The organism is Sphingomonas prati (assembly GCF_014643515.1).
GTDB lineage: Bacteria > Pseudomonadota > Alphaproteobacteria > Sphingomonadales > Sphingomonadaceae > Sphingomonas_R > Sphingomonas_R prati.
In genome coordinates, this window is sequence record NZ_BMJP01000004.1 from 164901 (window position 1) to 176958 (window position 12058).

Annotated in this window: 12 protein-coding genes; 5 read left to right on the forward strand and 7 right to left on the reverse strand. The window is 69.0% G+C overall.

The annotated features are described in order from the left end of the window. Window positions 1-48 precede the first annotated feature (48 nt). Window positions 49-789, forward strand: a complete 741-nt coding sequence (locus IEX50_RS13050; protein ID WP_373285320.1) for a FadR/GntR family transcriptional regulator — start codon at window positions 49-51, stop codon at window positions 787-789. A gap of 196 nt (window positions 790-985) precedes the next feature. On the opposite strand, the gene IEX50_RS13055 is transcribed toward IEX50_RS13050, so the two are convergent. Then, entirely contained in the window at window positions 986-2308 is a 1323-nt protein-coding gene (locus IEX50_RS13055) for a sugar MFS transporter (protein ID WP_184075267.1), read from the reverse strand. Window positions 2309-2457: 149 nt separating this feature from the next. On the opposite strand from IEX50_RS13055, the gene IEX50_RS13060 reads away from it, so the two are divergent. After that, window positions 2458-3597: an aldose epimerase family protein gene (locus tag IEX50_RS13060; RefSeq protein WP_157176344.1), complete on the forward strand. Its 1140-nt coding sequence runs from the start codon at window positions 2458-2460 to the stop codon at window positions 3595-3597. A 19-nt stretch (window positions 3598-3616) separates the two neighbouring features. Next, entirely contained in the window at window positions 3617-5413 is a 1797-nt protein-coding gene (locus IEX50_RS13065) for an IlvD/Edd family dehydratase (RefSeq protein ID WP_157176343.1), read from the forward strand. Between the two features lie 31 nt (window positions 5414-5444). Here IEX50_RS13065 and IEX50_RS13070 read toward each other — a convergent pair whose 3' ends face one another. Genes IEX50_RS13070 through ung form a run of 4 tightly spaced genes read right to left on the reverse strand, consistent with a single transcriptional unit; the run spans window position 5445 to window position 8259 of the window. Next, window positions 5445-6068 carry an ATP-binding cassette domain-containing protein gene (locus tag IEX50_RS13070; protein WP_157176342.1) on the reverse strand — a complete coding sequence of 208 codons (624 nt, stop codon included), beginning with the start codon at window positions 6066-6068 and terminating at the stop codon, window positions 5445-5447. Then, window positions 6058-6753 (reverse strand): molybdate ABC transporter permease subunit, encoded by a 696-nt coding sequence (modB, locus tag IEX50_RS13075; protein ID WP_157176341.1) that lies wholly within the window; start codon window positions 6751-6753, stop codon window positions 6058-6060. The genes IEX50_RS13070 and modB overlap by 11 nt, the downstream gene beginning before the upstream one ends. 7 nt (window positions 6754-6760) lie before the next feature. Further along, window positions 6761-7528: a molybdate ABC transporter substrate-binding protein gene (modA, locus tag IEX50_RS13080; protein ID WP_157176340.1), complete on the reverse strand. Its 768-nt coding sequence runs from the start codon at window positions 7526-7528 to the stop codon at window positions 6761-6763. Between the two features lie 11 nt (window positions 7529-7539). Next, window positions 7540-8259, reverse strand: coding sequence for a uracil-DNA glycosylase (gene ung, locus IEX50_RS13085; RefSeq protein WP_157176520.1), 720 nt, complete (start codon window positions 8257-8259; stop codon window positions 7540-7542). 116 nt (window positions 8260-8375) lie between these two features. On the opposite strand from ung, the gene IEX50_RS13090 reads away from it, so the two are divergent. Then, window positions 8376-8690 carry a hypothetical protein gene (locus IEX50_RS13090; RefSeq protein ID WP_157176339.1) on the forward strand — a complete coding sequence of 105 codons (315 nt, stop codon included), beginning with the start codon at window positions 8376-8378 and terminating at the stop codon, window positions 8688-8690. Here IEX50_RS13090 and IEX50_RS13095 read toward each other — a convergent pair. Then, window positions 8657-10030, reverse strand: a complete 1374-nt coding sequence (locus IEX50_RS13095) for an ABC1 kinase family protein (protein WP_157176338.1) — start codon at window positions 10028-10030, stop codon at window positions 8657-8659. The two genes, IEX50_RS13090 and IEX50_RS13095, sit on opposite strands and share 34 nt — an antisense overlap. Before the next feature lie 124 nt (window positions 10031-10154). On the opposite strand from IEX50_RS13095, the gene IEX50_RS13100 reads away from it, so the two are divergent. Beyond that, a complete protein-coding gene (locus IEX50_RS13100) occupies window positions 10155-11372 on the forward strand; it encodes an esterase-like activity of phytase family protein (RefSeq protein ID WP_157176337.1) in 1218 nt (405 codons plus the stop codon). Window positions 11373-11375: 3 nt separating this feature from the next. Here the strand turns inward: IEX50_RS13100 and IEX50_RS13105 are convergent, their stop codons facing one another. After that, a complete protein-coding gene (locus tag IEX50_RS13105) occupies window positions 11376-12014 on the reverse strand; it encodes a YecA/YgfB family protein (protein ID WP_157176336.1) in 639 nt (212 codons plus the stop codon). Between the last annotated feature and the right edge of the window lie 44 nt (window positions 12015-12058).

Here is a 12058-nt window from a genome sequence, read left to right on the forward strand (position 1 = left end):
AAATCCGATGCGGACGTGGCACCTGTCGAAGACAAACTGCCTGACCCCGTGATTGACGCGCCGACCGCGGTGGCCGCCCCCGCGTCGCGCGGCACCGGTCGGCGCCTTCACGGCGCGATCGCGCATAAACTCGGCGTGGCGATCCTGTCCGGTGAATATGCGCCGGGCGACGTGCTGTCGGGCGAAGTCGTGTTCTCGGAAGCGCTCGGCGTCTCGCGCAGCGCTTACCGTGAGGCGGTCCAGGTGCTCAGCGCCAAGGGTCTGGTCGAAAGCCGTCCCAAGGCGGGCACCCGCGTCCTGCCGCGCAACCGCTGGAACGTGCTCGATCCGGACGTTCTCGCCTGGGCGTTCACCGGCGAACCCGACATGCGGTTCATTCGCGGCCTGTTCGAACTGCGCGGCATCGTCGAACCGGCCGCCGCGGCGCTCGCCGCCGAACGCCGCGAACGGTCCGACCTGAAACTCATGAAGGACGCGCTCGCCGGCATGACGCGCCACACGCTCGCCAGCGAGGCGGGGCGCGCCGCGGACCGCGATTTCCACGACGCCGTGCTGAACGCGACCGGCAACGATTCGCTCGTGGTGCTCAGCGCCAGCATCGGCGCCGCGGTTCACTGGACCACCAAGTTCAAACAGCGTTCGCAGGGCTTGCCCCGCAACCCGATCCCCGACCATCGCCGCGTCTACGACGCCATCGCCGCCGGCAATCCCGCAGCAGCTAGCGAAGCGATGCGCGTCCTGGTCGATCAGGCGCTGGAAGACACAAAAGCCGCGATGAAACCGGCCTAGTTACCTACTCCACCCATCCCGAGCGAAGTCGAGGGAGCCGTCGAGCGCAGCCGAGACGCCGACACCGCCACGGGCGTGGCACATGCACCACGCACCAACCTGTTTGGTTCGAGCCTGTCGAGAACCCCGCGCAGTTCTCGACAGGCTCAAATCACGCCGAGCTTGCAAGGCCGCGGACCAACCGCGGCCCCCGACATCACGCCACCCGAGCATCCGGCAGCGCATTCGTCACCCGCGAGCCCACCAGCGCGTAGAACAGGATGTACGCCTCGCACGCCACGGTCAGCAGGAACGACCATTGCAGGCCATACGCATCGGCCAGCCAGCCTTGAACCACGACCAGCGCACCGCCCGCGATCGCCATGATCAGGAGGCCCGACCCTTCCTCGGTCAGCGGCCCCAGCCCCTTGATGCCCAGCGTGAAGATCGTCGGGAACATGATCGAGTGGAACAGTCCGACCGAAATCAGTGCCCACATCGCGACATGGCCAGTCGTGAACGTCGCGATCAGCATCACGATCGCCGCCCCGATGCTCGCCACCGCCAGCACCTTGGCCGCATCGACCTTCTGCATCACGAATGCGCCAACCAGCCGGCCGACCATCATCCCGCCCCACAGCAGGAACAGGTAGTTCGACGCCTGCTGATGCGTCAGGTTGCCGATGTCCGGCTGCGACACGAAGTTGATGAACAGGTTGCCCACTCCGATCTCGGCGATCAGGTAGATGAAGATCGCCGGGATGCCGAACACCAGGTTGCGATGCGTCCAGAGCGACAGGCCCTTGCGGTCCGCCTTGGCCGACCGCTGCGTCGCGGCCCCCATCGCGGGCAACGGGAAGCGCGCGATCACGACCGCCAGCACCGCCAGCACGCCCGCCACGATCAGGTAGGGCAGCACGACCGACTGCGCATCGGCCAGCCGCTCCGCCGGAGTCAGCGCCGCCGCACCGGCCGCCGCGGTGCCCGACGTCGTCCGCCCCAGGATCAGGTAGCCGCCGAACAGCGGGGCCAGCGTCGCGCCGGCGGAGTTGAACGCTTGCACCAGGTTCAGCCGCGACGATGCCGTCTCCGGACTGCCCACCACCGCGACATAGGGGTTGGCCGCGACCTGCAGCAGCGTGATGCCGCTGGCGATCACGAACAGCGCGAACAGCGTGACTTCATAAGACGGCATCCGCGCCGCCGGCACCATGATCAACGCGCCGGCCGCCATCATGCCAAGCCCGACGACCATCGACCGCTGATACCCGATCCGCTCGATCAGCTTGGCCGACGGGATCGACGCGAAGAAATATGCGATGAACCAGACGGACTCGATCAGCGTCGTCTGGGTGTAGGACAGCTCGAAAACGCTGCGCAGATGCGGCAGCAGCGTGCCGTTGATGACGGTGATGAACCCCCACATAAAGAACAAGCTGGCAAGCAGCGTCAGCGCCGCGCGATAACTCGTCGCCGGCGCGCCGCTCGCCGCGCTGGTGGCCCCGCCGCCTGCCCTAGATGTCTGGATTGGCATCGCCATGCTGTTCACCTTCTCCGTCCCGGGTGCTTACGTCGTGCTCGCGTGCGCGCGGCTTGCCCTACTCGATGTTGTCCGACTATATACCGACGCAAGGCGCGTCAACGGCGCCATCGGTTCACGTTGGGCCAGAATTACGTGGGGATGTCGGCATGCGAACTCTGGGTCTGATCGTACATACGGCCGCGTTGCTGGCCGGCATGGCCGGAACCGCGCAGGCGTCGACCATATCGCGCGCGCCCGCCGGCACACTGGCGGACGGCACCGTCATCGAAACCATTACGCTGACCAATAAGGCCGGTCTCACTGCGCGTGTCCTCACTTACGGCGCGACGCTGCAAGCGGTCATCGCACCGGATCGCAACGGCCGCATGGCCGATGTCGTGCTGGGTTATGACGATCTGAAATCCTTTGTCGACTACCCCAATTTCTTCGGCGTCACGGTCGGCCGCTATGCCAATCGCATCGCCGGCGGCACCTTCACGCTCGACGGCAAGCGCTACCAGCTGCCGCTGAACGACAAGACCAATTCGCTGCACGGCGGCGGCAAGGGGTTCGACAAGGTCGCCTGGCGCGTCGTGTCGATCACGCCCGGCGCTGTGGCCAAGCTGGTCCTTGCCTATACCAGCCCCGACGGCGAGTCCGGCTATCCCGGCAAGCTCGACGTCACCACCACCTACACGCTCGACGAAAGCGGGAGCCTCGGCATCACGTTCGATGCGAAGACCACCAAGCCGACCGTCGTCAACATGACCAACCACGGCATCTTCGACCTCGGCGGCGAAGGGTCGCCGACCGGCGCGATGGGCCATCTGCTCACCATCCCGGCGCGCGCGATCACCCCCGTCGATGCCAAGCTGATCCCGACCGGCGAACTGCGCCCCGTCGAAGGCACCGCGTTCGATTTCCGCGCCCCGCGCGTCATCGGCCGCTCGCTGCGCGACGGCCGCGACCAGCAACTGCGCTACGGCCAGGGCTACGACCATAATTTCGCGCTGGACAAGGGTGTTACCGCTACCCCGGGCCTCGCCGCCCGCCTGATGGATCCGGCGTCGGGCCGGGTGCTCGAAGTGCTGACCACCGAACCGGGCTTGCAATTCTACACCGGCAACTTCCTCGACGGCACCTTCGTCGGCAAGTCGGGCCATCTGTACCGGATGGGCGACGGCATCGCGCTGGAACCACAGAAATTCCCCGATGCGCCCAACCAACCGACGTTCGTGTCCGCACGCGTCGACCCGGGCAAACCCTACCATCACCAGATGATCTACCGCTTCTCCGTACAACGCTGATCCGACCGGAACCCGCATCATGACCGACACCCGCTTCCCCCCGCTGCGCTCGCGCGCCTGGTTCGACAATCCCGACAATATCGACATGACGGCGCTCTATCTCGAACGCTATCTGAACTTCGGTCTGTCGCTTGAAGAACTGCAATCGGGCAAACCGATCATCGGCATCGCGCAGACCGGGTCGGACCTGTCGCCCTGTAACCGCCACCACCTCGTGCTCGCTGAGCGGCTGCGTGAGGGCATCCGCGAAATGGGCGGGATTGCGCTCGAATTCCCGGTCCACCCGATCCAGGAAACCGGCAAGCGCCCGACCGCCGGGCTCGACCGCAACCTCGCCTATCTGGCGCTGGTGGAGGTGCTGTACGGCTACCCGCTCGACGGCGTCGTGCTGACCATCGGCTGCGACAAGACGACGCCCGCCTGCCTGATGGCCGCGGCGACCGTCAACATCCCCGCCATCGCGCTGTCGGTCGGCCCAATGCTCAACGGCTGGCACAAGGGTGAGCGCACCGGCTCCGGCACGATCGTCTGGAAGGCGCGCCAGATGCTCGCCACCGGCGAGATCGACGACGCCGGCTTCATCAAGCTCGTCGCTTCGTCCGCGCCGTCGACCGGCTATTGCAACACCATGGGCACCGCCACGACGATGAACTCGCTGGCCGAGGCCCTCGGCATGCAGCTGCCCGGTTCCGCCGCGATCCCGGCGCCCTACCGCGATCGTCAGGAGATCGCGTATCTCACCGGCAAGCGGATCGTCGACATGGTCGCAGAGGATCTGAAGCCGTCCGACATCATGACGCGCGACGCGTTCCTGAACGCGATCGTCGTCAACTCCGCGATCGGCGGCTCCACCAACGCGCCGATCCACCTGGCCGCGCTCGCGCGCCACACCGGCGTCGAACTGGAACTGAAGGACTGGCAGACGCACGGCCACAAGGTGCCGCTGATGGTCAACCTCCAGCCCGCCGGCGAATATCTCGGGGAGGATTACTACCATGCCGGCGGCGTCCCCGCCGTGGTGGGCGAACTGATGAAGCAGGGCCTGATCCACGAGGATGCGATCACCGCCAACGGCCGCACGATCGGCGACAATTGCCGCGATGCGACGATCGAGGACGAACGCGTCATCCGCCCGTTCGCGACGCCGTTGTTGCAGGACGCCGGCTTCGTCGTGCTGTCGGGCAATCTGTTCGACGCTGCGATCATGAAGACCAGCGTGATCGGCCCCGAATTCCGCGACCGCTACCTCTCCAACCCGGACGATCCGGAGGCGTTCGAAGGCCCCGTCGTCGTGTTCGACGGGCCGGAGGATTATCACCACCGGATCGACGATCCGGCGCTCGGCATCACCACCGACACGCTGCTGTTCATGCGCGGCGCCGGCCCGATCGGCTATCCGGGTGCCGCCGAGGTCGTCAACATGCGCCCGCCCGCCTATCTGATCCGCGAGGGGGTTCACGCGCTCCCCTGCATCGGCGACGGTCGCCAGTCCGGCACCTCGGGCTCGCCCTCGATCCTCAACGCCTCGCCGGAGGCCGCGGCCAATGGCGGCCTGGCCCTGCTCCGCACTGGCGACCGCGTCCGGATCGACCTGAACAAGGGCACCGCCGACGTCCTGCTGTCCGACGCGGAACTGGCCGAACGCCGCACCGCGCTGATGGCCGACGGCGGCTACCGCTACCCCGCCTCGCAGACCCCGTGGCAGGAAATCCAGCGCGCCACGGTGGGCCAACTCAACACCGGCGCGATCATGGAAGGCGCCGAGAAGTACCAGCGCATCGCCCAGACCATGGGCCTGCCGCGCGACAACCACTGACCGCGACGGGGGGAGGCACGCTGCCTCCCCCCTACCCCATCGCGACCAGCTGCGTCCCCAGCCGCTCTGCCTCGGCAGGATCATGCGTCACGTAGAGGATCGGCAGCTTTAGATCGTCGCGCACCCGCTCGATCACCGCGATGATCTCCCCGCGCCGCGACGCATCGAGCGAGGCCAGCGGCTCGTCCATCAACAACGTCCGCGCGCCCGACAGCAGCGCCCGCCCGATCGCGACGCGCTGCGCCTCGCCCCCCGAAAGCGACCGCGGCCAGCGATCGAGCAGCTCCCCGAGCCCGAGAAACGCCACCACCTCGTCCAGCCCGATCCAGCGGTCCGCCTCCGCCGCCAGCCGCCAGCCGTACAGCAGGTTCGCCCGCACACGCAGATGCGGGAACAGCCGCCCGTCCTGGAACACATAGCCGATCCGCCGCCGCTCCGGCGCCACGTCCACCCGCGCCGCCGCATCGAACAATGTCGCGCCGCCCACCCGCACATGCCCGGCATCGGGCGTCAGCAACCCGGCCACCATGTTCAGCACCGACGTCTTGCCCGCCCCCGACGGCCCGAACAGCACCGTCAGCCCGTCGTCCGCCTTGAACGTCAGCGCGATGTCGCGCGCGCCCAGCCGCCGGCGCAGCGCGATGTCAAAGGACATGGCCGGCCCGATCGTCCTGCCCACGCCGCGCCAGCCATTCGGACACAACCAAAGCCGCCAGCGACAGCGCGACCGACAGCCCGGCCAGCCGCCAGACCGCATCGTCATTCCCCGGGATCTGCAACGCGCTGTAGATCGCGATCGGCAACGTCCGGGTCTCGCCCGGGATGTTCGATACAAATGTGATCGTGGCGCCAAATTCCCCGATCGACCGGGCGAAGCCTAGCACCAGCCCCGCCAGCACGCCCGGCAGGCACAGCGGCAACGTGATCGTCGCAAAGGTCCGCCACGGCCCGGCGCCCAGCGTCCGCGCCGCACCCTCCAGCCGCCGGTCGACCGCGTCGATCGACAACCGGATCGCACGCACCATCAGCGGCAACGCCATGATCCCCGCTGCGATCGCCGCCCCCGTCCAGCGGAAGATCACCGACACCCCGAACGCCGCCTCCAGCCAGCCGCCGACCGGCCCGTTCCGCCCGAACGCAAGCAGCAGCAGCCACCCGGTGACGACCGGCGGCAGGACCAGCGGCAGGTGCACTACCGCATCGACCAGCGACCGCCCCGGAAACCGCCCACGTGACAGCAGATACGCCAGCCCGAACGCAACCGGCAACGTCACCGCCATCGCCACGCCACTGACGCGCAACGACAGTGCAACGATCGCCCATTCCTCAGGCGTCAGCATCGCACGATCACCGCGTGCCGAACCCGTATCGCCGGAAGATCGCCTTGCCCGCGGGCGAGATCAGGAACCGGCGGAACCTTTCAGCCTCCGCACTGCCACCCTTCAGCAACGCGACCGGATAAGTGATCGCCGGATGGCTCCCCACCGGGAACGTCCCGACCACGCGCACGCCGCGCTCGGCCCGCGCATCGGTGGCATAGACGATCCCGTACGGCGCCTCGCCGCGCGCGACCAGAGCCAGCGCCGCGCGCACGCTTTCAGCTCGCACCACACGGCCCGCCACCGCCGGCCACACGCCGAGCGCGGTCAGCGCCGCCTTCCCGTACCGCCCGGCCGGCACCGCATCCGGGTCCGCCATCGCCAGCCGCCCGTTGCCCAGCGCACGCGCCAGCGGGAACCCGCGCCCAATGGTCATCCTGGCCCCCCGCCCGGCGGGTGCGATCAGCACCAGCTGGTTACGCAGGAACGACACGCGCGTGCCGGCCCGGACCATCCCCTTGCGCTGCACATCGTCCATCCACGCCTCGTCCGCCGACACGAACAGGTCGGCCGGCACCCCCGCCTCCACCTGCCGCGCCAGCGCCGACGAGGCCGCGAACGACAGCACCGGCCGCTCGTGTCGCCGCGCTGCCCACGCATTGGCCGCGGCGGACAGCGACTCCTGCAAACTGGCCGCGGCCAGCACCAGCGGCGGCTTGGCCATAGCGGGGGCCTGCACCGCCGCCAGCAGCATCGCGGCCAGACCCAGGATCGTGCGGTGCATCATCTTCTTCATGACCATCCGCCCTATACGCCGCCACCGCGGACCGAAACCCCCGCCGCCGCATCGCCCACGGGCGGCAAGGCCCAGTCGATCTCGCCCCGCCCCCGCGCGGTCAGAAACGCATTGGCCTGCGAAAACGGACGGCTGCCGAAGAAGCCGCGATAGGCCGATAGTCCCGACGGATGCGCCGACCGGATCACCAGATGCCGTTCCTCGTCGACCAGCGCCGCCTTCGCCTGCGCCGGCTTCCCCCACAGCATGAACACCGCCGGCGGCCCGCGATCCACGGCCGCGATCACCGCGTCCGTAAACGCCTCCCACCCACGCCGCCGGTGCGCGCCCGCCTGCCCCTCGACTACGGTCAGCACCGTATTCAGCAGCAACACCCCCTGCCGCGCCCAGGCCTCCAGATAGCCATGCGTCGCCGGCACGACCCCCAGGTCGTCGCGCAATTCGGTATAGACGTTGCGCAGCGACGGCGGCAGTCGCACCCCCGGCCGCACGCTGAACGACAGGCCGTGCGCCTGCCCCGCCCCATGATACGGGTCCTGCCCCAGGATCACGACGCGCACCGCGCTCGGCGGGGTCAGGTCCAGCGCGCGGAACAGGTCGGGCGCCGCCGGAAACACCGTCAGCCCCGCCGCGACCTCATCGGAGAGGAACGCGCGCAGGTCCGCCATTGCCGCCGGCTCGGCCACCGCACCCAGCGCGGATCGCCATTCCGGCGACGCGATCGCGGGCATCTCGAACATGCGGCTCATCCTTCTGCTGCCGGAAATGCGGTTGCGCTATTCCAGCGCGCAGGACAGGAACAGCGCATACCGCGCCGCGTTCCCGGTGCCGAACGCAGGAGACCTTAATGGCGCACGCCAGCAACATCGTCCTTTGTGCCGGCCCCGATGCGCCCCACGCGCTCGACAATGTCCCGCTCCAACCGCGCAACGGCGCACTCGACGCCCGCTGCCCGATCTGCCGCGGCCACGGACAATGGAACGCGCAGATCGACCTCGTCACCTTCCGCTGCATCCGCGAACTCTGCGATCATTGCCACGGCTATGGCTGGGTCGAAACCGGCAGCGATCCGGTCGCGGTGCCCGACATCGTGATGGCGCCGGAAGGCTATCCGAAATGGATCGTCCGCTATCTCGACGCGGCAACCGTACCGGGCGGCTGATCCCCGCCCGCCACTTGCGCCATCACCATCGCCCTCACATCGACCCGCGCCTTCAGCCGCGCCGCCAGCAACGCCGTCCCGCTGATCTTGCGCTGCACGAACAGCGTGTCGATCGACGGCAGATGCCAGCTCTCTCGATCACGGACCATCTCGATCCCCTGATCGCGCAGCGCGCCCACGAACGCCCGGTCGCCAAAGTCGAACGGCCCCGGCCGGTTCAGCTCCGCCAGCACCACGTCGATCATCGAATCGATCGTCGCCCGGTGCCGCGCGACGATCGCCTCGCCCAGGAAACCAACCGACAGCGCCGCCTCGCGCACCGCATCGCGGTCCCCGGACAGCCCGGCCTGCAACAGCCGGCGATACCCCGCCGCGACATCCGCCGGCACCGCCCGCGCCGCCCCGAAATCGAGCAGCACCAGGCGCCCCCCGCCCGTGGCTGCATCCGCCTGCCAGCGATAGTTCGCGAAATTGGGGTCGGTCTGCATCAACCCCCATTCCAGTAGCTCGCGCAGCACCAGCCCGATCAGCGCCTGCATCGCCTGGTCGCGCACCTCCTGCGATGCAGTCTCCAGCGTCTCGACGGCGACGCCCTCGACGAAATCCATCGCCAGCACGCGCGGCGTGGTCAGCTCCGGCACCAGCGCCGGCACCACCAGCCCCGGCGCAGCGCCGACCAGATCGCGATACCGCGCCAGCATCGCCCCCTCGCGGATATAGTCCGCCTCCTCGTGCAGCTGGCGCTTCGCCTCACCCAGCAACCCGGCGATATCCAGTTCGCGCGGCAGCATCCCCGACACGCGGAGCAGCGTCGCGACATTGTCGACATCCGCGTCGATACTGTCCTTCACGCCCGGATACTGCACCTTGATCGCCAGCGTCCGGCCGTCGCGCATCCGCGCCTTGTGGACCTGCCCGATCGACGCCGCCGCGATCGGATGCGCCTGGAAATGCGCGAACTTCCGCCGCCAGTCCTTGCCCCATTCGGCGATCAGTACGCGGTCGAGCTGTTCCGGCGGCATATGATGTGCCCCGTCGCGCAGCTTCGCCAGGATCGCGGACAGTTCGGGCGGCAGCATGTCGCCGGAGTCCATCGACACCATCTGCCCCAGCTTCATCGCCGCCCCGCGCAGGTGCGACAGCTGGTCGGCGACCTTCATCGCATTGGCCGGCGTCAGCAGCAGGTCGTTTATCTTCGGCCGCTCGCCATTGGCCAGCCGCCGCGCCCCCTCGGCCACCACATTGCCCGCGACGCCGCCGGCCATCCGCCCAAAAATGCCGAGCCGCGCCAGCCTCCCGCTCGGTACGGATCGTCCCTTGCTCGTGCGGTCGTCGGTCATGCTGATCCTGTCAGGGTCGTTGTCGACAGCAGATGGTGCGCCGCGCCATGCCGATCAATCGCGGGGCAAATCGTCCACCCTGGGCGCCGTTTGCGCCACGCGACGGCCATGCTACCGACCCGGCATGTCGCACGCCAAAGTCACCGAACTCGCTTACACCGACGAAACGCTCGCCACGCTCGACCTGCCGAACGGCACGCTGCGCGTCACCCGCGGGCTCGGCTCCGGCCTCACCCGCCGCGCCGGCGACCCGCCCGGCCGCGTCTGGGCGATCGGCGATCGCGGCCCGAACCTGAAGATGCCGCTCGCGATCGATCGCTACGGTATGGACCTCGGCGCGCACGCCGACACGCCCGGTGCCAAGCTGATGCCCTGCCCCGAAATCGGCCCGGCGATCACCGAGCTGCACGTCGGCGATCACAAGGTCACCGTCCGCCGCACGCTTCCGCTCCGCGCCGCGGACGGCCGCACCCTGTCCGGCCTGCCACCCGCCGGCACCGATGCGCGCGCCGCCGAACCGGCGATCGACCCCGACGGCCGCATCCTGCCGCCCGACCCCGGCGGTGCCGACACCGAAAGCATCGCGATCACCCCCGGCGGCGGCTTCTGGGTGGGCGAGGAATATGGCCCCTCGCTCCTCCGCCTCGACGCGGACGGCACCGTCCTGACGCGCTGGGTCCCGGCCGGCACGGAAGCGCTGTTCGCCGGCGCGGGCTACCCGATCGTCGGCGCGCTGCCCGCGCTTGCCGCACGCCGCCGGCTCAACCGCGGGTTCGAGGGGCTCGCGCTTTCGCCCGACGGCACGCGGCTCCACGTCGCGTTCCAGAGCCCGCTCGCCCACCCGGACGAGGACGCCGGCCGCCACGCGCGGCACGTTCGGCTCTGGACGCTCGACGCCACCAGCGGCGCGCTGCTCGCCGAACGGCTCTACCCGCTCGACCGCCCGCGCAGCTTCGACCGCGACCGCGCGCAGGGCGACGTCGACCGCGCCGACGTGAAGCTCTGCGACCTGACACTCACGAACGACGGCCGCCTGATCGTCCTCGAACGCGTCTCCGCCTCCGCGAAACTCTACGCAGTGAGCCTGGACGAGGCCTCGATCCTCGACCCGAGCTGGAGCGATCCCACCACGACGCCGACGCTAGAACAACTCAGCGCCGACGACGCACTCGACCTGCCAGTCCTGGCCAAGACGCTGCTGTTCTCCACCGACGACCATCCGGAGATCGGCGCGGACATCGAAGGGATCGCGCTCCTCGACGACCGCACGATCCTGCTCGTCAACGACAACGACTTCGGCGTGGAGGGCGCCCCGACCCGCTTCTGGCGGATCGCGCTCTAACCCTCACCCGACGGCGCAGCATTTCTTGGACTTCCGCCCCGATCCGCACGGGCACGGATCGTTGCGCCCGACCTTCGCCGCCGGCACCTCCGCAACAACGGCGGACGGCGCCCCGTGCAACCGCCCGAGCAACTCCACGATCCGCACGGGCGCCACATCGCACAGCGCGTTGATCGCCTCCCCGTCCAGGTCGCTCGCATCGCGCGCCACATCGATGAGCGTACGCAGCTCCGCCACCGCCGCACCGTCGTCACCCGCCGCGCCGTCCCAGCGCTCCGGCTGCTGCTCCATCCCGAATGCGAACCCGTCGATCCAGATCTCCCACATCACCTCGCCGTTACGCTCGTCGATGTCGAAGATCGGCTGCAGCTTGGCGCGGTCCAGGTCGCGCTGGATCTCGCGGTACCGCGCCATCACCATCTCGCCGAACAGCCGCGCGTCGGTAGCATCGTCGAACGGCACCGCCTCGCCCGCCGCACCGTCCCAGATCGGCGGCATCCACAGCGCAGGCGGCGGCGGCGCGGGGCACAGCGCGATCGCGGTCAGATACCCGTCCAGCTCGCTCAGCAGCATCGGGTCGTCCATCGGCAGGTCGGCGAGGATCCCGTCGAGCCGGCGGAAACGGGAGGGGAGACTGGGCATCGCTTGGGCTAACCTGCTGGTTCGGGGTCGCGCCCCTCTGGCCG